The 20,733-nt window shown below is 63.0% G+C and carries 24 protein-coding genes and 1 riboswitch; of the genes, 8 read left to right on the top strand and 16 right to left on the bottom strand.

What is annotated here, in order from left to right; translation table 11 throughout:
• Positions 1–100 precede the first annotated feature (100 nt).
• Positions 101–199, bottom strand: a riboswitch (glycine riboswitch).
• A 248-nt stretch (positions 200–447) separates the two neighbouring features.
• Together mscL and ABIE35_RS13920 are read left to right on the top strand one after the other, a co-directional pair.
• A complete protein-coding gene (mscL, locus tag ABIE35_RS13925) occupies positions 448–924 on the top strand; it encodes a large conductance mechanosensitive channel protein MscL (protein ID WP_354515731.1) in 477 nt (158 codons plus the stop codon).
• Between the two features lie 156 nt (positions 925–1,080).
• Positions 1,081–1,974, top strand: a complete 894-nt coding sequence (locus tag ABIE35_RS13920; protein WP_354515729.1) for an amino acid-binding protein — start codon at positions 1,081–1,083, stop codon at positions 1,972–1,974.
• A gap of 12 nt (positions 1,975–1,986) precedes the next feature.
• Here ABIE35_RS13920 and ABIE35_RS13915 read toward each other — a convergent pair whose 3' ends face one another.
• From ABIE35_RS13915 to ABIE35_RS13895, 5 genes are all read right to left on the bottom strand, one after another.
• On the bottom strand, positions 1,987–2,334 hold the full coding sequence (locus ABIE35_RS13915) for a hypothetical protein (RefSeq protein WP_354515727.1): 348 nt from the start codon (positions 2,332–2,334) through the stop codon (positions 1,987–1,989).
• 154 nt (positions 2,335–2,488) lie between these two features.
• Entirely contained in the window at positions 2,489–2,770 is a 282-nt protein-coding gene (locus ABIE35_RS13910) for a hypothetical protein (protein ID WP_354515725.1), read from the bottom strand.
• 62 nt (positions 2,771–2,832) lie between these two features.
• Positions 2,833–4,206, bottom strand: a complete 1,374-nt coding sequence (locus tag ABIE35_RS13905) for an NAD(P)(+) transhydrogenase (Re/Si-specific) subunit beta (protein ID WP_354515723.1) — start codon at positions 4,204–4,206, stop codon at positions 2,833–2,835.
• Positions 4,203–4,550, bottom strand: coding sequence for an NAD(P) transhydrogenase subunit alpha part 2 (locus ABIE35_RS13900; protein WP_354515721.1), 348 nt, complete (start codon positions 4,548–4,550; stop codon positions 4,203–4,205). The genes ABIE35_RS13905 and ABIE35_RS13900 overlap by 4 nt, the downstream gene beginning before the upstream one ends.
• Positions 4,550–5,746 carry a Re/Si-specific NAD(P)(+) transhydrogenase subunit alpha gene (locus ABIE35_RS13895; protein WP_354515719.1) on the bottom strand — a complete coding sequence of 399 codons (1,197 nt, stop codon included), beginning with the start codon at positions 5,744–5,746 and terminating at the stop codon, positions 4,550–4,552. Before ABIE35_RS13895 ends, ABIE35_RS13900 begins: the two co-directional genes overlap by 1 nt.
• Positions 5,747–5,931: 185 nt before the next feature.
• Between ABIE35_RS13895 and ABIE35_RS13890 the strand changes: the two genes are divergently transcribed.
• Positions 5,932–6,543: an NADPH-dependent FMN reductase gene (locus tag ABIE35_RS13890; RefSeq protein WP_089596871.1), complete on the top strand. Its 612-nt coding sequence runs from the start codon at positions 5,932–5,934 to the stop codon at positions 6,541–6,543.
• A 115-nt stretch (positions 6,544–6,658) separates the two neighbouring features.
• A complete protein-coding gene (locus tag ABIE35_RS13885) occupies positions 6,659–7,087 on the top strand; it encodes a superantigen-like protein SSL4 (protein ID WP_354515717.1) in 429 nt (142 codons plus the stop codon).
• A gap of 8 nt (positions 7,088–7,095) precedes the next feature.
• Here the strand turns inward: ABIE35_RS13885 and ABIE35_RS13880 are convergent, their stop codons facing one another.
• Positions 7,096–7,800 (bottom strand): HAD family hydrolase, encoded by a 705-nt coding sequence (locus ABIE35_RS13880; protein WP_354515715.1) that lies wholly within the window; start codon positions 7,798–7,800, stop codon positions 7,096–7,098.
• Positions 7,790–8,071: a hypothetical protein gene (locus ABIE35_RS13875; protein WP_354515713.1), complete on the bottom strand. Its 282-nt coding sequence runs from the start codon at positions 8,069–8,071 to the stop codon at positions 7,790–7,792. The genes ABIE35_RS13880 and ABIE35_RS13875 overlap by 11 nt, the downstream gene beginning before the upstream one ends.
• A 111-nt stretch (positions 8,072–8,182) precedes the next feature.
• On the opposite strand from ABIE35_RS13875, the gene ABIE35_RS13870 reads away from it, so the two are divergent.
• A complete protein-coding gene (locus tag ABIE35_RS13870; RefSeq protein WP_354515711.1) occupies positions 8,183–8,824 on the top strand; it encodes an NADPH-dependent F420 reductase in 642 nt (213 codons plus the stop codon).
• 199 nt (positions 8,825–9,023) lie between these two features.
• Positions 9,024–9,806, top strand: a complete 783-nt coding sequence (locus tag ABIE35_RS13865) for a VOC family protein (protein ID WP_354515709.1) — start codon at positions 9,024–9,026, stop codon at positions 9,804–9,806.
• On the opposite strand, the gene ABIE35_RS13860 is transcribed toward ABIE35_RS13865, so the two are convergent.
• Together ABIE35_RS13860 and ABIE35_RS13855 are read right to left on the bottom strand one after the other, a co-directional pair.
• Complete coding sequence (locus ABIE35_RS13860; protein WP_354515707.1) at positions 9,807–10,691, bottom strand: PaaX family transcriptional regulator; 885 nt, start codon at positions 10,689–10,691, stop codon at positions 9,807–9,809.
• Positions 10,692–10,776: 85 nt separating this feature from the next.
• Positions 10,777–11,157 (bottom strand): hypothetical protein, encoded by a 381-nt coding sequence (locus tag ABIE35_RS13855; protein ID WP_354515705.1) that lies wholly within the window; start codon positions 11,155–11,157, stop codon positions 10,777–10,779.
• A gap of 173 nt (positions 11,158–11,330) precedes the next feature.
• On the opposite strand from ABIE35_RS13855, the gene ABIE35_RS13850 reads away from it, so the two are divergent.
• Positions 11,331–11,864: an ABC transporter permease family protein gene (locus tag ABIE35_RS13850; protein ID WP_354515703.1), complete on the top strand. Its 534-nt coding sequence runs from the start codon at positions 11,331–11,333 to the stop codon at positions 11,862–11,864.
• A gap of 98 nt (positions 11,865–11,962) precedes the next feature.
• Here the strand turns inward: ABIE35_RS13850 and ABIE35_RS13845 are convergent, their stop codons facing one another.
• The 7 genes from ABIE35_RS13845 to ABIE35_RS13815 are packed head-to-tail and all read right to left on the bottom strand — an operon-like array spanning position 11,963 to position 20,144.
• A complete protein-coding gene (locus tag ABIE35_RS13845; RefSeq protein WP_354515702.1) occupies positions 11,963–12,379 on the bottom strand; it encodes an acyl-CoA thioesterase in 417 nt (138 codons plus the stop codon).
• Between the two features lie 8 nt (positions 12,380–12,387).
• Positions 12,388–13,746, bottom strand: a complete 1,359-nt coding sequence (locus tag ABIE35_RS13840; protein WP_354515700.1) for an MFS transporter — start codon at positions 13,744–13,746, stop codon at positions 12,388–12,390.
• 2 nt (positions 13,747–13,748) lie between these two features.
• Positions 13,749–16,139, bottom strand: a complete 2,391-nt coding sequence (locus tag ABIE35_RS13835; RefSeq protein ID WP_354515698.1) for a bifunctional salicylyl-CoA 5-hydroxylase/oxidoreductase — start codon at positions 16,137–16,139, stop codon at positions 13,749–13,751.
• A gap of 14 nt (positions 16,140–16,153) precedes the next feature.
• Positions 16,154–17,836 (bottom strand): AMP-binding protein, encoded by a 1,683-nt coding sequence (locus ABIE35_RS13830; RefSeq protein WP_354515696.1) that lies wholly within the window; start codon positions 17,834–17,836, stop codon positions 16,154–16,156.
• 58 nt (positions 17,837–17,894) lie between these two features.
• Positions 17,895–18,767, bottom strand: a complete 873-nt coding sequence (locus ABIE35_RS13825; RefSeq protein WP_354515695.1) for an acyl-CoA thioesterase — start codon at positions 18,765–18,767, stop codon at positions 17,895–17,897.
• 3 nt (positions 18,768–18,770) lie between these two features.
• Positions 18,771–19,253, bottom strand: a complete 483-nt coding sequence (locus ABIE35_RS13820) for a cupin domain-containing protein (protein WP_179017946.1) — start codon at positions 19,251–19,253, stop codon at positions 18,771–18,773.
• 30 nt (positions 19,254–19,283) lie between these two features.
• Positions 19,284–20,144, bottom strand: coding sequence for a fumarylacetoacetate hydrolase family protein (locus ABIE35_RS13815; protein WP_354515693.1), 861 nt, complete (start codon positions 20,142–20,144; stop codon positions 19,284–19,286).
• A 135-nt stretch (positions 20,145–20,279) separates the two neighbouring features.
• On the opposite strand from ABIE35_RS13815, the gene ABIE35_RS13810 reads away from it, so the two are divergent.
• A complete protein-coding gene (locus tag ABIE35_RS13810) occupies positions 20,280–20,678 on the top strand; it encodes a RidA family protein (RefSeq protein ID WP_354515691.1) in 399 nt (132 codons plus the stop codon).
• The last annotated feature ends 55 nt before the right edge of the window (positions 20,679–20,733 follow it).

The following is a 20,733-nucleotide window of genomic DNA, read 5'->3' as shown; positions in this document are numbered from 1 at the left end:
TTCCTCCCCGCTCTGTATTGGACCTGAGAGATTCCGCAGGAATGGTTGCCTGCTTGCACCGTCGGTGAGCCCGGTTGCCCGGACTGCTTTCCAGAGTTGCCTAACCGCGGCGGTACATGGGCCTGAGAGATTCCTGGGGAGGATTTGCTCCTACGGCGCCTGACTGGATGTACCGGCAGGACTCTCCCGCCGCAGATCAAAAGCGTTGCGCCACCATGAGTGACACGCTTCACACCATAGCCGGTTGTTTTGAAAAAGTGCAAGCAAGGTGTGGCTACTCCAGCAACCCTCTCTCACATCCCAAGCCCTTCCCACCAACGCTCTCTCACATCCCGAGCCCTTCCCACCAACGCTCTCTCACATCCCCGCTTACACCGGCTGGAAACCCCGGAGTGGTATTTTGATCTCTGCTGGAGGCAGACACTGCACCTATTCGGAGGATCATCCATGTTCAAGGGTTTCAAGGACTTCATACTTCGCGGCAACGTGATCGAGTTGGCCATTGCCGTCGTCATCGGCAGCGCGTTCACCGCACTCGTCAGTGCCTTCACCAACAACATCATCAACCCCGTAATCGCCGCCGCCGGTGGCATGAACGCCGATGGGCTCGGCTTCAAGATCTGGGAAAACAACCCCGCGACGCTGGTCAACATCGGCGCTGTACTGACGGCTCTCGTGACCTTTGTGATCACCGCTGCCGTGGTCTACTTCATCTTCGTGGCACCCATGAACAAGATCAATTCCCTGGTCAAGGACCGTCTCTCCACCGAAGAACCCGAGGAAGAGCCGCTTCCGGCAGATACTGCCCTTCTGGCCGAAATCCGCGACCTCCTCAAGGACGCCGCTGCCGCCCGCAGCACCGCTCGGACCTCTGACCTTGAGTCGGACCTGGACTCCGAACTCGATTCCGACAGAACCCGCTAGGATCGTCAGCTCCCTGCGGGCATTAGTTCCCAGTTGCTTCACCGAACCCGGTGTTCTCTCCGCGAGGGCGCCGGGTTCTTGCACGTTCACCGGCCTGTCCCCAGAACGTGACGCAGAGGCAACGGGCACGAAACAGCAACAGGGCAGCATGAAACCATGAAGCCCAACCCGAGCACTCCCGTTACCGCGGATCTCCTCTGTGACGTCTGCGGTCAATTGCCCGAAGCTTCCAAAACCCGGCTCACGCTCGCAAACATCGCGGTAATGCTCCCCATCGAATTGCTGGTGCACGCCGCCGTCGTGGAAACGCGCCTTCCCTACGTCGCCAAAGTCCTCCTCCTGGCAGTCACGGCCACAGTCCTGGTCATCTGGGTGGCCGAGCCATCGGCCGCCAAGGTACTCCGCCGTTGGCTGCACGCGCCGGCCCTCCGCCAGCGACGTACGCTGAACTTGGCACCTGCCCTATGGCGTGCGCGTACCGTGCTTCTGGACCAGCCAGGGTCCTTGCAGAAGATCACCCAATCCCTGGCCAAGCTGAACAGCAACATCCTCAGTCTTCATGTCCACCCTATGACCGGGAGTGGGCCCACTGCCGGTGACCCCGATGAAACCGTAATGGATGAGTTTGTCCTCTCCGCCCCGGGCGAGGTCACTGAGTTCGAGCTGCTGAAAGCACTGCACGACGGCGGCGGGCGGGAGTCCCAGGTGTGGCCCACCACCGCTTTGGCCATGGCTGACGGCCAAACCAAGGCCCTGAGCCTCGCCACGCGAATTGCCGGCAATCCCGCGGAACTTCCGCACGCAGTTGCCGAGCTTCTCGCCGCCAAAGTAGTCCCGCTCGATCCCGAACGCCCGGCACCCCAGGTGAGTACCGGCGTCGGGTCTTCCAGCGACATCCTCAAGATTCCGACAGCTTGGCATGGTCCGCTGGTCTTTTCCCGGCCGGGTGAGCCGTTCTCGCCAGCGGAATCCGCACGCGCTCACAGGTTGGCCGAGCTTGCTGAAATCCTGTCGCACAGCCCGGCGGCCCAAGAGAGCGCGCACTGCTGAACCCCACAGCCTTCAGTCCTGGTCGATCTTCTCGAGAAGCTTCCCCAAGGCATCCCGGATGTCGTCGTAGTCGTACTGACCAGCCCTGCTCTCGGCGGCGATCACACCACAGCGGTGGATCTTCGTGAAATCGCCAATGGGGAACTTGTAGTGGCCCTTTTGGTCATCCGGGTGGTCGTCGTCCACCCCGAGGAACCACTTGGAGTATTCGGCGTGCCCGTGCTTGTCCAGGAAGGCATTTTCGTCCTTGGTGGAGGGCGCGTGCTCACTCCAGTCGTCGCGGGTGTCCTTGACCACCTTGCCGTCCGCGACCAGGTGCTTCGCATGGTCGAAGGCCTTTTTGTTGAGTTTCACTGTCATGGCGCACCTCGCTGGGATGGGTGGCTTGGCTGTATTCGGTAGCTCGTGCAGCCCAGCTTAGGACGACGGCGGACGGGCGGGAAGGCCGCTTCGGGGGAAGGCCGGACTGGCGGGCCCAGCGACCAGGCTCAATTTCCGCGCCAGGCCCCTGCGGTCAGTCGACGAGCCGGACCCTGAGACCGGTTCCCCACTCCTTTTCCACCAACCTCCGCTCGATAGGCCCGCTCTGTGCAAGCCAGAGAACCTTGCCGTCATAGGTCACGGACTCCACACAGCCTTGGTCCACAACCTCGTTGTACCGCAAAACCTGCACCGTCTGGCCCACGAGGACCCTCCAATTGGTCACAGCCCTGCCCTCGGCTTGGCTGAAACTCGTCCCGGCCGACGACTCTTTGTAACTGTCCTGCACGTCGATGACTCCTAGCGGTGCTTTCACAAGTTTCTTTAAGGACTTGTGCCGCCACGGTTCAATACATGACGCGGTTCGGGGGCTTTTTCCTAGAGTCCCTTCACCGCGCCCAGGACTTTGGTCAGTGAATCCTTGGCATCTCCGAACAGCAGGGTGGTTTGGGGTTCGTAGAGGAGTTCGTTCTCAATGCCGGCAAACCCCGGACGCATGGAGCGTTTGAGGAACACCACCTGCCGGGCGTCGGCCACTTCAAGGATGGGCATCCCATAGATCGGCGAGCCGGAGGTGGTCTTCGCGGCAGGGTTGACGACGTCGTTGGCGCCCACCACCAAAGCGACATCCGCGGTCTTGAATTCGGAGTTGATGTCGCCCATTTCCTTCAGCGATTCGTAGGGCACGTTGGCCTCAGCCAGCAGCACGTTCATGTGTCCGGGCATTCGCCCTGCAACGGGGTGGATGGCGAAGTCCACTTCGATTCCGCGTGCTTCCAAAGCCAATGCCAGCTCTGCCGCGGTGTGTTGTCCCTGGGCAACTGCAAGTCCGTATCCCGGCACAATGATGACCCTCTGGGCATAGCCAAGCAGCACTGCAACGTCCTCTGCACTGGAGGACCGCACTGGCCGCTCGCTCACAGCGGTGGATCCTGCCGTCGAGCCACCTTTGAAGGCGCCAAACATGATGCCGGCGACACTACGACCCATCGCCGCCGCCATGGCCCGGGTCAGGATGGTGCCCGATGCTCCCACCAACGTTCCGGCAACCAACAAAAGAACATTGCCCAGCACCAGCCCCGATGCCGCGACAGCCAAGCCGGTGAAGGCATTCAGGAGCGAAATGACGATCGGCACATCGGCACCGCCTACCGGAAGAACCAAGAGGACCCCTGTAACAAGACCCAGGACAAGGAGCACCAACGCCAAGGCCAGTGAGCCGTTCAATATCACCACAACACCGGCACCCACAGCGGCCAGCAACACCACGGCCATCAGTGCGGGCAGACCCGGGAACGTGACAGGGCGGGTGGTCATGAGCCCTTGGAGCTTGGCGAACGTGACCCCGGAACCGGCGAATGACACTGCACCCACCAGCAGCGTAAAGACGATGGCCAGACGAACCCAGGGATCGTCTGCGTGGGATAGTTCCAGCATGGCAACAAGCGCCGCAGCACCACCGCCGACCCCGTTGAAGAGGGCCACGAGCTGGGGCATCTGCGTCATCTGCACGCGGCGGGCCACCGGCGCCGCCACACCTGAACCCACCGCAATGGCACCGAGGATCCAGGGAATGTTGTCCAACTTCACGGAAACGAAGACCGTGACCACGGCCAGAAGGGCACCAAGGGCTCCAATCAGGTTGCCGCGACGGGCCGTTCTGGGTGAATTGAGCCCCTTCAACGCGAGGATGAAGCACGCCGCCGCAGCCAGGTAGAGGAGTGCCGTCCACGTGGGATTGAGCAGCGTCACGGTTGGCGCTCCTTCGTCACGGTTTCGGCGGAGCCAGGACCAGCCGGCTCAACTTTCGACGGCGGCCGTTGCCTTCCGCGGAACATCTCCAGCATGCGGTCAGTCACCACGAACCCGCCCACGAGGTTGGCCGTGGCAAGGACGACAGCCAACAAGGCCACTGCCAGCACCCACGGATCTGCAGCCTGTCCGGCAACAATGATGGCTCCCACCAGGATGATGCCGTGGATCGCGTTCGCGCCGGACATGAGCGGCGTGTGCAGGGTGCTGGAGACCTTGGAAACAACCTCGAAGCCCACAAACACGGCCAGCACGGTGATCGTCAGCAGGCTCATGCCATCCATCAGCGCACTCCTTCAGGTCCGGGACGGGTGGTGCCAACGGGTGCTGTTTCGCCTGCGAGCGCCGTGAGCGCCTCCGCAGTGGGTGCGTGCCGGACTTCTCCGAGGTGGGTGAGGCAGCTGCCGGCCACTACTTCGTCGTCGAAGTCCGGGGAGACCGTCCCGTCTTTGGTCATGAGCGCCAACAGATTGGCCACATTCTTGGCGTAGAGACGGGAAGCGTCTGCGGGCATCGCGGAGGCTGCGTCCTTGATTCCCACCAGTGTCACAAGCCCTTGACCGTCAGCGGTGGGCACGGGAATGTCTTGCCCCGGGATGCTTCCCTCAACATTCCCGCCGGATTCGGCCGCCAGGTCCACCACCACGGAGCCGGGGCGCATACCCTGTACCATCTCGCGGCTCACCAGGAGCGGCGCCCTTCTGCCGGGAACAGCGGCGGTGGTAATCAATACGTCGGCTTGGGCAACGTGCGGCGCCAGGAGTGCCCGCTGCAACGCGCCGCGGTCTGCGCTGAGTTCGCGGGCGTATCCACCGGATGCCTCGGCGGTTTCCAGGTCCAGTTTGATGAACGTGCCGCCCATGGAAGCTACTTCGTCCGCCGAAGCCGGGCGGATGTCGTTGGCGGAAACCCTGGCCCCGAGCCGCTTGGCTGTGCCGATCGCTTGCAGTCCGGCAACACCGGCGCCCAGCACCAGCACCCGGGCAGGCGGAATGGTCCCGGCCGCCGTCATGTACAGCGGGAAGAACCGAGGCAAACGCATGGCCGCCTCGAGGACGCAGCGATAGCCCGCCACCAGGGCCTGAGAAGTGAGCGCGTCCATGGACTGGGCGCGGGAAATACGGGGAACCAGCTCGAGGGCAAAGGACGTGATTCCACCTGCGGCCAGCGCCCGCACCGTAGGCAACTCCGAGGACGGCGACCCCAACCCTACGGTGACCGAACCCCGTGGGAGGGCTGCCGCCGTCGACGGTTCCATGGGACGTACGTGGCAGTAGACATCAAGCGATCCGAGAACCAACGACTGCACCACAGCGGCGCCCGCCGCCCTGTAGTCGTCGTCGCCATGGCCGGACGCCAGCCCAGCGCCGGACTCGATCTCAACCTCAAGGCCCAACCCCACCAACTGCTTCACCGTTTCCGGCGTTGCAGCCACACGTCGCTCACCGTCGAGCGTCTCGCGCGCTATGCCAGCTTTCACCCGCCACCCCTTTTCCGGAATTCTCCAGAACTCAGTTGGCATGAGTCTATGACCGCAAAGGTCCCGACGGGAGTAGGGGCTGCGCTATGTGCATAAGTCAATTAGGGTCGGTAAGAGCTGGGGCAACCAGCCACCACACCGTCGACGAGCCGGTTCCGGCCGTGCCGTCGGAAAGGAACGCCGCAATGGACACTTTCAAAATCGGTTACTTCGTCGGAAGCCTGGCGAGCAATTCCATCAACCGGGTCCTCTCCAAGGCGCTCATCAGCGTCGCGCCTTCGGAGCTCGAGTTCCATGAGATCGCCATCAAGGACCTGCCTCTTTACAGCTCGGATTACGACGCCGATTTCCCGCCGGCGGGCCGGGAACTGAAGGATGCCATCGCCGCATCGGACGGCATCCTGTTTGTCTCCCCTGAGTACAACCGCTCCATTCCGGGCGCGTTGAAGAACGCCATCGACTGGGGTTCGCGCCCATGGGGCACCAACTCGTTCGCCAGGAAGCCCACGGGGATTATCGGCGCATCGCCCGGCGGCATTGGAACGGCGGTGATGCAGTCGTCCATGCGCAGCGTGTTGAGCTTCCTGGACGCGCCGCAGCTGAACGCCCCTGAGGCTTACATCCGCTTCGTCGCAGACGCGTACGACGACGACGGTTCAGTTAAGGACGAGGGAACCGCGGCCTTGCTGCGGCATTACATGGAGGAATACAGCGCGTTCGTGCAGCGTGTACTCGCAGCCAACGCCCCGGGCCACATCGGGGACCAGGAACCGGATTCTGCCAAGCTCACGCGGTAAGGGCCGCGCTTCACGTCGCCCCGGTGGCTGCAGCGGCGAAAACCACCCACCGCCACGGTTTAGTCAGTATCCTTACGAGTACGAGGATGCACGCCACTAAATCTTGGAGGTATCGATGTTTCGAAGAATAGCCACCACCACCTTGGCCGTGGCCCTTTTCGCAGGGTCCATGCTCTCTGCAACGGTTGCAGCCAACGCGGCGCCAGCCGCCCATGGGGGCGCAGTCCAAGGCAGCGCAGTCCAAGGCAACGTAGGCGCCACCACACCGACACCCACAGCGGATTCCACCAACCCCTCCGGCCCCTCAACACAAACACCAACCAACCCGGCACCATCATCCGGGGCTCCCAGCACATCGAATCCTGCAGGCAGTGGCCCCGCAAACCCCGGGACCGGAGAGTCCGATCCCCAGGAACAAACCCGCACGGACGCCACGCCATGGGTGCTGGCCGGAGTAGCCGCAGTCATCATCATCGCCTTGATCATCTGGACCGCGCGGAATCGGCGCGGGCGGGACAAGGGAATCAGCGACGAGCCGCGCTAGGCGACTGACTACCCCTTGGGAGCGCCCGCCGCCAACCGGCCGATGATGCTGCTTTCCAGGTGCTCCAGCAGGTGCCGCGGATTGTCATAGACCTCTGCGGCACCTGCGTCACGCAGCTCCGCCTCACTGATTCCGCCGCAGGTCAGGGCAATCACGGGAACACCAATGGCCGCACCGGCCATGACGTCCCAGACTGCGTCGCCAACAAAAACGGCATCCTCGGGGCTGACGCCAAGCTTCTCCAGGCAGGCGATCAGGATGTCCGGCGCGGGCTTGCTCTCCTTGGCGTCGTTGGAGCTGGTCCACGCATCGATGGAGGATCCGGCGTCGAGGATGTGCCTGCTGACCTCAAGGTCTCTTTCTTGTGCTGACGACGCCAAGCCCACAGCCAGCCCTGACCCGGAGCATGCTGAGAGGAGGTCGCGGACGGAGTCGAACGGCCGCAGCGTCGGCCAGAACGTTGAGAACACTGCGCTATGGGCTGATTTTAGATTTTCCTGCAGGTCTTCGGTGCAGTCAGTTACGAGGCTCTGGATCAGGCGGTCGCCCCCCATGCCCACCCGCCGATGGATGGCGGACATCTCTATGTCCAACCCTTCACGCCGGAACGCCTGCCACCACGCCATGGCGTGGAAGTAGCTGGAATCAATCAGGGTGCCGTCCACATCGAAGAGGACCCCGCGCGTCTTCGGTGATGCTGAATCAGTTGTCATGGCCAACCACCTTCGGTTTGGTCTGGATGTCCTGCGCCGCAAGGGCAGGATCGATGACTGGCTCCTGGAGCATAAGGACTGCATACCGCTCCGCGGATCCCGTTCGCAACAGGCCCGTCCCCGCTACTTCCCTCATGGCGGCGACTCCCTCAACAGCCTCGTCCAGCGAGGAAAAACGCTTTGAAAGCCCCATCAATGCGTCGCTGCCGTCCAACACCAGAATACGAAATCCTCCGTCGGGGGTCTCTACCAGTTCCAAATGACCGGCCATACCGACCTCCTCGCCTCAACCCACCCCATAATAAGACTACTTAGTATAGGGCTGATCGACATATTTCGTCACGCGGGAAATAGGCGTCTGCAACTTTTTGTTTGCACGGACATGACAACAATCGGAATCATCGGTGCAGGACACATTGGCAGCCAGGTTGCACGCAAGGCCGTGGAATTGGGCTATGACGTCGTGATCAGCAATTCACGAGGCCCCGAAACACTCGGCGAACTCGTTGCAGAACTGGGGCCGCGCGCCCGTGCCGCCACGGCAGCCGAGGCAGCAGCGGCGGGCGATTTCGCCGTCGTGACCGTACCCCTCAAGAACTACCAGAGCATCCCGGCAGAGCCACTCGAGGGCAAGATCGTCATCGACACCAACAACTATTACTGGGAACGCGACGGCCGCATCCCCGAGCTGGACAACGGCGAAGCCACCACTTCCGGACTGCTCCAGAAGCACCTCCCCACGTCCAAAGTGGCCAAGGGCTTCAACCACATCTTCGCCAAGGACATCACCACCGACGGCACCCCGGCCGGCACGCCCAACCGCCGCGCGCTGGCCACCGCAAGCGACTTCCCGGAAGCCGCCGAGCTGGTCACCAAGCTGTACGACGAGTTCGGCTTTGACACCGTCAACGTCGGCCCGCTGGAGGACAGCTGGCGCGTCGAACGCGACCGCCCCGCGTACGTCATCCGGCAGACCGCCGTCGAACTCCAGGACAACCTCGCCAAGGCGACCCGTACGGTCTAAACACTCAACCCACGACGGCGGGCAGGCGGCTGACGCTTGCCCGCCGCCTTGTTTTGGGCTGCTGCCTTGAAAAAGGGGATGGAAACGGTGTCATAAATCGGGCCCGAGGCGCACTTTATGGGTGGCTGCTTCCTCAGGCGCTTGGCGCATCGGGCACCTGGGGAAGCAGCTGCCCCAGCGCCCCGACCCGAGGAGTCCTATGTCCACCAAGATTTCGAGCTGGCCCGCCGCAACCCCCATGTGGGTGGACCTGGGTGTTGGCGACCTCACCGCCGCGAAGGCGTTCTACGCAAACCTTTTTGGTTGGGAGTTCGTGTCCGGTGGCATGGAATCCGGCGACTACGTCCTGGCTCATCTGAGGGGCCGCGCCGTGGCCGGACTGGGCCCCAAACAAGATCCCGGCATGCCCACGGTCTGGACCACCTTCCTGGCGTCGGACGATGTTGACCTCACGGCGAAAAGGATCCGCGCGGCGGGAGGGCAGCTCTTGGCCCCGCCCTTTGATGTCATGGAATCCGGCCGCATGGCCCTGGCCACCGACAGAGTTGGTGCGGCGTTCGGCGTCTGGCAGGCAGGCACCCACATCGGCGCTGAACGCGTCAATGAGCACGGATCCCTTTGCTGGAATGAACTCCACACCCGCGACTATTCCGGGGCCCGGTCCTTCTACTCGGAGGTCTTCGACGTCAGCTACCAGGATGTCACCGAAGAGGGCCTGGTCTACTCCACGTTCCGCCGCCCTTCGGACGGCCGGGAAGTGGGCGGGATGCAGCACGACACGGCACTTCCAGAAAACGCGCCCAACTACTGGATGACTTGGTTCGCCAGTGATTACGTGGCGGGGACGGCAACCCGGGCCGTCGAGTTGGGCGCAACACTGTTGGGCCCCGTGGCGGAAACCACCCTGGGCCGGATGGTGGTGGTCCGGGCGCCGCAGGGTGAAGTGTTCGGCGTCATCGACGCACCCCGGACCAGCGACTAATCAGGCTGCTGCGGGGTCCAGGGCTTCCGCGATGACCTCGTGTGCGTGGGCGGCGGCCAAGGGTGCCGCCAGACGATGAACTGCCTGGAACGTCCTCCGCACCGCCGGACCGTGCCATTCCGGCGGAAGGTAGTCGGTGGGGAGGTTCGGGTCGCGGTACGGGAACTTACGCCACATGGTGAGCATGGGAATGTAATAGCGGAAGGCGTCACGCCGCAGCTCTTCGGTGGAATCAGCCAGCGCCCTTTCGGGATCGTCGCCTACCCTCTCCGTCCATTGCTGTTCCGCGCCTTCGTACAGCCCAAGGAACTCGGTGAATTGCTCATCGAGCTCCTTGAGGTCCCACCATTCCGAGATCTTGGGTCTCATGGGGCCGTCAAAAACGTAGTCGCTCCGGAACAGGTCCACGAACTCAATCAGTCCCCCGGCGGTGAGCCGCTCCCGGGCTTGCTCCAGCTTGTGGGCCGGCGCGATCCACACCCCGTTGGCCACCGAACCGAACCCCAGGGCCAGCAGCGCGGAACGGAGCTGGTGACGGCGGTTGCGCATGGATTCCGGAACTGAGAAAACAGCAAGCACCCAAGTGTCCACCGGAGCGGGCGGTTCGGGCGCAAAGATCCGCCGGTCACCCTCACGGAACACATCGCTGATGGACTCGGAAATTTTGTACTTGGCGATTCCACCCTCTCGGACACTCTTCAGCACACCCTTGGCCTTGAGCCTTGAGACTGACGACCTCACACCCGGAGCGTCATAACCGAGCGAACCCAGCATGGAGATCAGCGCAGAAACCGGCAAAGCATCGCCCGCGTTCCGGCCATAGAGGCCGAAGATCGTAACGAGCAACTGCTGGTGGCGCACCGGGGGTGCCGGGACGGCGAACATCGAAGGATCCTCATTTCCGCGCCCCCAATCAGGCGCCAGTCCAGTTCATCATAGGTGCGGTGATGGTCCCCGCCGATGTTCCGTATCAGCCCAGCGAAAGAAGCAGAAAGAGAATTGCGAGTACCAGCGCCACAGGAGTCATGACGAAACGCTCGGGCTTGCTGCGTGAGATCGCGTTCAAAACGACGCCCAAGGCGAAGTAGGCGGTGAGGACCCACATGAAAACCCCGGTAAAGGGTTGGCTGATCAGCACCGGAACCAGGCCGGCCTGCGCCAAAGCCGCATAGCCGAAGAGGGCGTACAACAGGATGGAGACGATGCTGCCGATCCTCAATTTCCGCGGCAGGACCTCATGCTGTCCGCCCCAAGCGAACCTTCCAATAGGCGCGCCAGCAACCAAAGCCACCTGGAAAACGGCCAAACAACCAAGGATTATGCACGCGGGAATCGCGTAGAGCTGCTCCACCGGCTAAGCGTAACCGCCCGGCGCCGCGCAGTCCGCGAACCTGACATGAACGCGGAACGAAAAATCCGGAGCGACTGGCCGCATCTTTATAAGCATGCTTACTATAGACGGACGCTGTTTCGAGGCCCCACGCCTCACAAGGTTCTTTCCGTATCAACGACAGGAAGCACATCATGGCAGGAAATCTCGTAGCCCGTTCCCTTCACGACCTCACCGCCGCGGCATGGTTCGGCGGCTCGCTGATGGGGGCCATCGGACTGAACGGTGCCGCAGCAGAAGCCAAGGATCCCACCGAGCGTACCCGCCTCTCAAGCAAAGGCTGGGGAAAATGGGCTCCCATTCAGACAGCAGCGTTCGCCGGACACCTGGCCTCGGATCTGGCCATCGCCTGGGAGAACAAAGGCCGCATCGCCAAGCAGGACAACGTGGCCGCAAACACTGTCTACAAGACTGTGGTGACTTTGGCGGGAGCTGCCGTCACCTTGTACGCAGGTGTTGTTGGGAAGAAGGTGGATGAGCTCTCGGGCGAGGGCGCAGAGGGTGCCACCGAACCGCGCGCAGGCGCATCGGACGAGTTGAAGGCTGCCCAGACGCAGCTGAAGGCACTCCAGTGGGCCATTCCTGCTTTCGCTGCCTGGGTGATCATCCTTGGTGCCAAGCACGGCGAGATGCAGCGGCCCAAGAACATTCTGAAGGGCCTGCGCTAGCCACCCCGCCCGGCGCAAAACCCTTAGCCCCTCGCCGAGACGGCAGTTGATGACATTCCCAGAACCCGGCATTGTCACCTACTGCCATCTCGGCGGGGCTATCCGGTAACTCGCCCGGCACGGTCCGCCTTGACGGCGCGGACCAGATGTTCCGGCCAAGGCAGCGCCGACGTCGCTCCCGGGGGGACATGCGCGGTGGTGACCGTCCCGTACGCGGCCACCTCACCGGCGTCGGACGTTACATCGAAAGCCATGGTCAGCGAGGTCCGGCCGAGCGCACTGATCTTCACCGTGGCGGTAATGCGCTGGCCGAACCACAGCTTGGCCTTGTAGTTGATCACTTGCTGCACCCGCGGAGCGCTGGGGAAATAGTCCGGCAACTCCAGCGAACGGAAGAGCTCGGCCTCCGCAGCTTCAACCCAGCGCAGGATGGCCGAGTTGTGCTGGTGTCCGGAGGCGTCGGTGTCCACCCATTCCACCGTTCGCTCGACGCTCGCCTCCGGAAACCTGTCCATGATTACTCCTAGCGGGCGCTGACGGTAGCGTCGTCAGGATCAACGTCGACGGCGGCGACGGGCACCTCAGGCTGTGGCTTGGGAATCATCGCCACAGCACCGGCTGCCAGTACTGCGATGCCGGCGAAGATCGCGAAGTTGGCCTCGAAAGGCAACTTGGAGCCTGCGATCCAGCCACCAATCAACGGCCCGGAGATGGCACCAAGGCGGGCGAAGCTCAGGGCCCAGCCAGTTGCCGTGCCACGGACCTTGGCCGGGTAGTAGTCGGCGATGTACCCGGTGAGCACCAGCGACGTGGAGATGGAACCGACACCGGCGAAGGCGACGAACAGCAGGTTGACCACCATGGTGTTGGGGAAGACCAGCAGCATGATGCCCAAGCCGCCCAGGATGTAGAACACCACCAGGATGAGCTTCTTGCCGTACTTGTCCGCGGCGCGGCCCAGGAGCAGGCCACCGATGGCGGACGCAAGGCTGAAGACCAGAAGGAAGGTCAAGGACGAGCCGAGATCGTAGCCGGCCTTCTTCATGATGCTCGGGAGCCAGGTGTTCAGGCCGTAGACAAGGACCAGGCCACAGAAAAGCGAGATCCAGAAGAACACGGTGGAGCGCAGGTACTTCCGCGAGAACATGGTGGTGATGGTCTTCCACCAAGGATCAGCCTGCACACCTGCTTTGGGAGCCACGGCAACAACCGGCGTGTAGTTGGAGATGTTCAGCTTGGTGGCCAGAGCCTTGGCCTCTGTCTTGCGGCCCTTGGATTCCAGGAATTCCAAGGACTCGGGGAGGAACTTCCAGATGATCGGAATCAGCACCACCGGTGCCGCGCCGATGGCAACAACCGCGCGCCAACCGCCCAATGGCAGGACGAACAGTGCGGCAAGTGCGGCAGCAACGATGCCAAGCGAGTAGCCGGAGTACATCAGGCCGTAGTTGTAGGAGCGCTTGTTCGGCGCAGAGTATTCAATGGTCAGGGCCGCGGCTACCGGGATGACGCCGCCCATGCCCAAACCACCGATGAGCCGGAACAGTCCGAAGAGCTCCGGTGTCGGAGCCCAGGCAGCGCCGGCCTGGGTGAGCGTGAAGATCGCCATGGAAGCCAGGAGCATCTTCTTGCGCCCCACGAGGTCGCTGAGCGTGCCTATGAAGAGGGCACCAATGAGCATTCCGACCAGGGCATATGATCCCAGGCCGCCCAATGCGAGCGGCGAAAGGTTCCATTCCTTGTACTCAGCAAGGGCCGGAAGGATGGCTCCGAGGACGCCGACGTCGTAGCCCTCGGCGAGGATCGCGAGCCAGCAGCAGAACAACACCAGGCCGGTGGTCTTCTTGGGCACGTTCCAGTTGTTGACGGGTGCGGTGGCCATGGCTACTTCACCAAAACCGATGCGGCGGCGGACTCGGGAGTCCAGCGGAGGTGGGTGTTGGCCTCTTCGATGTCCGCTTCCTTCAGCAAGGACAGACGGGGACGGACGGCGTCAGTGCGGGAGCTCGGTGGTTTCCGGCGACCGGCACGGAACTGCGGGATCCAGTCAGCGCCGGGGCCTTGGTACTCCTGCTCCGCGGCAGCGTGGAGGGTCCACTGGGGATCGTAGAGGTGCGTACGGCCCAACGCGATAAGGTCCGCACGGCCGGCGAGGAGGATGGAGTTCACGTCGTCGTAGGTGGAGATGGCGCCTACGGCGATCACAGCTACGCCTGCCGGTGCGGCCACTTCCTGACGGATGCGGTCCGCGAACGGTGTCTGGTAGCTGCGGCCGAAAGCGGGCTTCTCTTCCTTCGCGACCTGACCGGTGGAGACGTCCAAGCCGGCAGCACCGTGTGCCACGAAGGCGCGGGCGATTGCTACGGAATCGTCGGAAGTGTTGCCACCCTCGATCCAGTCAGTCGCGGAGATGCGCACCGTCACCGGCTTGCCGGCAGGCCATGCCGCGCGAACGGCGTCGAACACTTCCAGCGGGAACCGCAGCCGGTTCTCCAGGCTGCCGCCGTATTCGTCGGTCCGCTTGTTGGACACCGGCGAAAGGAAGGAAGACAGCAGGTAACCGTGGGCAGCGTGGATTTCGAGGAGGTCGAAGCCTGCCTCGTCGGCACGGACCGTGGAAGCGACGAACTCTGCCTTGATGGCGTCCATGCCGGCGCGATCCAACTCCACGGGAGTCTGGTTCTCCGGGCTGTACGGCAGGGCTGAGGGCCCGACGGCGGTCCAGTTGCCGGACTCGAGCGGCTGGTCGATGCCTTCCCACATGAGCTTGGTGGAACCCTTGCGGCCTGAGTGGCCCAACTGGGCGCCGATCTTGGCGGTGGAACGGCTGTGAACGAAGTCCACGATCTCCTTCCAGCTGTCACGCTGCTCGTCCGTGTACAGGCCGCTGCAACCGGGGGTGATGCGGCCGGCTTCGGAAACACAGACCATTTCGGTCATGACCAGGCCGGCACCACCAAGAGCTTTGGAGCCGAGGTGGACCTTGTGGAAGTCCCCCGGGATGCCATCCGTGGCTGAGTACATGTCCATCGGGGAGACCACAATGCGGTTCTTCAGTTCCAGATCGCCGATGCGGAACGGTTGGAACATGGCCGGCGCTACCTCGGTGAGCCCCTGGGATTCAGCAAAACCGCGGTCCACGGCGTCCGCGAATTCAGGATCACGGAGGCGCAGGTTTTCCTGGGTAATGCGGCGACTACGGGTAAGCAGGTTGAACGCGAACTGGGTGGGGTCCTGGTCCTTGTACTGGCCGATCCGTTCGAACCACTCAAGGGAAGCCTGGGCGGCGCGCTGGGTGGAGGCGACCACGGGCCGACGCTCAGCCTCATAGGCTGCCAGGGCGGACTCAACATCCGGGTGCTCGTGCAGGCACGCGGCCAGCGCCAGGGAGTCTTCCATGGCCAGCTTGGTGCCGGACCCGATGGAGAAGTGGGCCGTGTGGGCAGCGTCGCCCAGCAGCACCACGTTGTTGTGGCGCCAGCTCTCGTTGCGGACCGTGGTGAAGTTGATCCACTTGGAGTTGTTGGTCAGGACCTCGTAGCCGTCCAGTTCCTCAGCGAAGATCCCACGGATCTTGTCGATGGCCTTTTCATCCGAGACGCCGGGAGGAAAGACCTCGTTGGCCGTCTCATCGAAGCCTGCGGCTTGCCATACATCCTGGTGCATCTCCACGATGAACGTAGAGCCCTCGTCTGAGTACGGGTAACCGTGGATCTGCATGACGCCCCACTCGGTTTCCTTCACGAAGAATTTAAAGGCCTCGAACACCTGGTCCGTACCAAGCCACATGAACTTGTTGGTCCGGGGATCCAGGTTTGGCTTGAACGAGTCAGCGTACTTCGCACGGATCTGCGAGTTGATGCCATCCGCAGCAAGAACCAGATCGTAGTTGGCTTCAAGTTCCTCGACAGCCGGGGCCAAGGTGCTGAAGCGCACGTCAACGTTCAGTTCGATGCAGCGGCGCTGGAGCAGCTCCAGCAGTTCCTTGCGGCTCATGGCCGCGAAGCCCTGGCCGCCGACCGTCATCATCTCGCCGCGGAAGTGGATGTCGATGTCTGACCAGCGAGCGAAGCGCCGGCTCATGTATTCAGCCACCACGGGATCGGCATTGCCGATGCCGCCGAGCGTCTCATCGGAAAATACGACGCCGAAGCCAAAGGTGTCGCTGGCAGCGTTACGTTCCCAGAGGGTGATGTCGTGCGATGGATCCAGCTGCTTCATCAGCGCTGCGAAGTACAGGCCGCCGGGGCCGCCTCCAACGATTGCGATCTTCATGGTGATGCTCCTTCTCAGGCCTGGCTCTGGCCGGCGGGGGTAAGTTGTTCGGTCTGGCTCACGTTCGCCTGCGAAAGGCCTTCACGGAGCTTGAAATGCTGGAGTTTGCCGCTGGGGTTGCGCGGCAGTTCGGTGACGAACCGAATGTCCCGGGGGTACTTGTACGGGGCGATGGTCTGCTTCACGAAGTCCTGGATCTCCTTGCGTTTGCCGGCGTCGCCTGTGACGCCGTCGCGCAGGACAATGAACGCGCAGACGATGCTGCCACGTTCCGGATCCGGGACTCCAATCACCGCGTTCTCCACCACATCCGGGTGCTGGTCGATAGCGGTCTCCACCTCGGGCGCACCGATGTTGTAACCGGAGGAGACGATCATGTTGTCCGAGCGGGCCTGATAGGTGAAGTACCCGTCGGCGTCCATGGCGAAGGTGTCGCCGGTGACGTTCCAGCCGCGGACCACGTAGTTGGCTTGGCGGGCGTCGTCCAGGTAGCGGCATCCGGTGGGGCCGATCACGGCCAGGCGTCCGATGCTGCCGGGGCCGAGCTCATTGCCGTCGTCGTCCAGGATGGTGGCGCGGAAGCCCGGCACTGCGCGGCCGGTGGTTCCGGGCCGGATGTCGTCCCCGGCAGCGGAGATGAAGACGTGCAGCATCTCCGTGGCGCCGATTCCATTGACCAGACGCAAACCCGTAGCCGCGTGCACGGCTTCCCAGGTTTCCTTGGAAAGGTGCTCTCCGGCGGAAACGGCGATGCGCAGGCCTCGGAGGAGGTCGCCCCGCTGCTCCTTCAGGATGGCGCGGTACGCAGTGGGGGCGGTGAACAGGATGGTGGCCCCGGCTTTTGCGGCGTGCTCCGCCAATTCCACAGGCCCGGCCTTCTCCGTCAGGAGCGAGGACGCGCCGAACCGGAGCGGGAAGACCACCAGACCACCCAGCCCGAAAGTGAACGCCAACGGCGGCGAACCAGCGAAGACATCATCCGCGGTGGGCTGCAGGATATACCTGGCGAACGTGTCCGCATTGGCCAAGATGTCCCGGTGGAAGTGCATGGTCACCTTCGGGACTCCGGTGGTACCCGACGTCGGACCCAGCAGGGCAACGTCGTCAGCGGCAGTGTCCACCGGGGTGAACTTGCCGCTCTTGTGCCCGCAGCGGGAGGCGAGGTCGCCGTCGTCGTCGAATCCCTTGCCGGCCCCATACGTCAGGACGGTGAGGCCATCACCCGCCGCAATGGCGAGCTCGTCCACAAACCGGTGGTCCGAAATGGCGACCGTCGGCTTGGTGAGTTGGATGAGCGTGGCGACCTCGGTGGAGCGCAGCATGGGCATGGTGGTGACCACTACGCCGCCGGCCTTCAGAACGCCCAGCCAGGCAGCAACGATCCACGGATTGTTGGGGCCGCGCAGGAGCACGCGGTTTCCGGGAACAACACCGAGGTCCTCGGTGAGAACCTGGGCCACCTGGTTGGAGCGCTTCTGGAGCTGACCGTAGGTCCAGACCGAGCCGTCAGGGGTCCACAGGGCGGGGCGGTCTGCGCCGTACTGTTCGACAGCGTTGTCGATCAGCACCGCAGCAGCGTTGAGCCGTTCCGGGTACTGGAGTTCGGGAAGGGTGAATTCAAGCGCAGGCCAGGTATCGGCGGGCGGCAGGTGGTCGCGGGTGAACGTGTCCACGTGGGCCGATGGCATCATGCTCATGGCCGTTCCTTTCAGTGGTGCGTCGTTGAAGCTGTTGGTTGGGGAGGTGGAGTGTTGTCTAGGCGCCGGCGCGGATCATGCCCTCTTGGGCCACCGTGGCGAGCAGCCTTCCTTGCCGGTCGAAGAAGCGGCCCATGGCGAGGCCCCTGTTGCTTTGCCCGGAGATGGCTTCCTGGGCGTAGAGGATCCATTCGTCAGCCCGCCCGTCCCGGTGGAACCACATGGAATGGTCCAGGCTGGCGGTGGCGAGTCCGGGGCTTGACCAATTGAGCCCGTTGACCCGGAGGAGCGGCTCCAGGATGGTGTAATCGCAAACGTAGGCGAGGGCCGTGCGGTGAAGGTCGGCGTCGTCGGGCAGGGTGTCGAAGGCCTTGACCCATATGGCTTGCTGAGGCACTGCACCGCCTTCAAGCTCGATGTATACCGGCCCGGGAATATGCCGCATGTCGAAGCTTCGTCCCGTGGACCAATAGTCTGCGGCCGGTCCGTCCGTCCCGTCCAGCACATCGGCTGCGGTCCGCAGTGATTCAGGCTCGACGGCGGCAGGGGCCTCGGGCTGGAAGTCCGGTCCGGCTTCGGGAACCTGGAAGGAACCCATTGCGGCATAGACTGCCTTGCCGTTCTGGAAGCCCCTGACGGTCCGGGTGGAGTAGCCACGACCATCCCGCAGGCGCTCCACTTCGTACCGGACACTGGAACCGATATCCACTGGACGCATGAAGTAGCTGTGCATCGAGTGGAGTGTCCTGTCAGTATCAACGGACCGCATCATGGCGGCAGCGGCTTGTGCCACCATGTCTCCACCGTAGGCTTTTGGCCACGGCACGTACTGGGTGGTTGCTTCATAGGCCTCGTCGAAAACCTCGGCTGTTGCCGGCGCGAGTTCAACGGCCTTGAGGAAGGTCTCCGACGTCAGGGTTCCAGCGATCATGGCTCAGGCCCGGCGGTAGTCGGCGAGGGTTTCGTCGGCAACGTCTTCAAGGTTGACCACGAGGTTCTCCGGCGTGCGCGCGGTGAGCCAGACGAGCTCTTCCGTGATGGACATGTTGGCCTCGACGTGCGGCATGAAGGGCGGCACGAAGACCCAGTCACCGGCCTTCATGTCGATGAACTCGGAATAGTTCTCGCCGAAGTAGATGCGGCCGTGGCCGCGCAACACGTAACCGCCGGTTTCAGCCTCGCCATGGTGGTGCGGCAATGAGCGGTATCCGGGGGTGTTGGATACCTGGCCGAACCAGATCTTGGTTGCCGGGGTGTGCTGGATGCTGACACCGGAGACGCGGATGCAGTCGCCGGACTGAGCCGTGTTGGTATCTTCGGCACCGGCACGGGTGACTACGGGGACAACCTTGCCGTCAGCCTGGGCGTAGATGGAGTTGTCGCCTTCGAGGCGGTATTCCGTGGTGGTCTGGCTCATGGGTTTCTCTCCTGATCAGTTGATGGTGGACTAAGCGTTTGCGGTAGCTGCTACGGGAGCGTGGATACGGAACTGGTTTTCCAGCCGGCCGATCCCGTCAATTTCGGTGGCGAGGACATCGCCGTCCTTGAGGAAGCGGGGAGGGGTCATCCCCATCCCCACTCCCCCGGGCGTGCCTGTGAGGACAAGGTCACCGGGACGCAGGATGGTGAACTGCGAAATGTACGACAACAGCTGTGCCGGGCCGAACACCAAGGTGCTGGTGTTCCCCTCCTGCACCAGCTCGCCGTTGACGTAACCGCGGACGTCGAAATGCCCACCGACTTCATCTGCCGTGACCATGACCGGGCCTACCGGGGTGGTGCCGTCCCAGGCTTTGCCTTGGAACCACTGCAGCGTTCGGTTCTGCCAATCGCGCATGGAAACGTCGTTGGCAACCGTATATCCGGCGATGGCCTCACGGGCCCGGCCTTCATCCGCACGGAACAGTTCAGAACCCACGACGACGGCGAGCTCGGCTTCCCAGTCGACGCGGCCGCTGCCGTGGACTTCAACAGCGTCGTTTGCGCCCACCAGGGTGTCCGCGTACTTGGCGAACAACGTGGGGTACTCCGGAAGGTCGCGGCCCATTTCCTGGATGTGGTCCCCGTAGTTCAGGCCGCAGCAGATAACCTTGCCGGCCCGGGGAAGGAGCGGGGCCAGGTGGGCGTCAGCTGCTGCGATCACGGTCTGGTCCTTGGACGCTGCGGCCTCTTCCACAACAGCACGCCACTCCGGCTGAGCCAGGAGGGCCCCGACGTCAGTGGCGGGCAGCGCGAGGTATGAGTCGGCGCCCGTGGCGAGTGCCGCCGTCGTACCTCCGTTGGACGTGCGCAAGGTGGCGAGTTTCATTGCGGGTTCCCTTCGAGTTTTGTGATGTGTCGACTTTTTTACGATCGTCACATATGCTCAACGTAGCACGGCGGAAATGATCTGCACAGAGGCTTTCCAAAAGTTTTTGCAGTTGCCACAACGAGGAGGAACAGCATGAGCCACACAACGATCAACCCGGAATCGCTGCCCAAGCCATCAGGCTTTGCGCACGGCATCCTTGCCGGCAACACCGTCTTCCTGGGTGGGCAGACGGCCCTGGACAAGAACATGAACATTGTTCCCGGCGGCATCGTGGAGCAGTTCACGCAGGCCTTCACCAACGTTCTGACAACGCTGCGTGAAGCCGGCGGACAGCCCGAAGACCTCGTCAACGTCACCATCTACCTCACGGACGTGGACGACTACATGGCCAACGGTCGCGAAATCGGACGCATCTGGCGCGAGATGGCGGGATCGCAGTATCCGGCAATGGCCGGCATCGGTGTCACGCGGCTGTGGCAGAAAGAGGCCCTGATCGAAATCCAGGGCATCGCGGTCATTCCTGAGCGCTAAAGCTCTGGAGTTTTTGTACAGATACCGCCCCTAAAACCGCTTCTAAAGGTCATTA

The organism is Paenarthrobacter sp. 4246 (assembly GCF_040546855.1).
In the GTDB taxonomy this organism is placed as follows: domain Bacteria; phylum Actinomycetota; class Actinomycetes; order Actinomycetales; family Micrococcaceae; genus Arthrobacter.
This window is presented reverse-complemented; position numbering and strand designations above follow the sequence as displayed.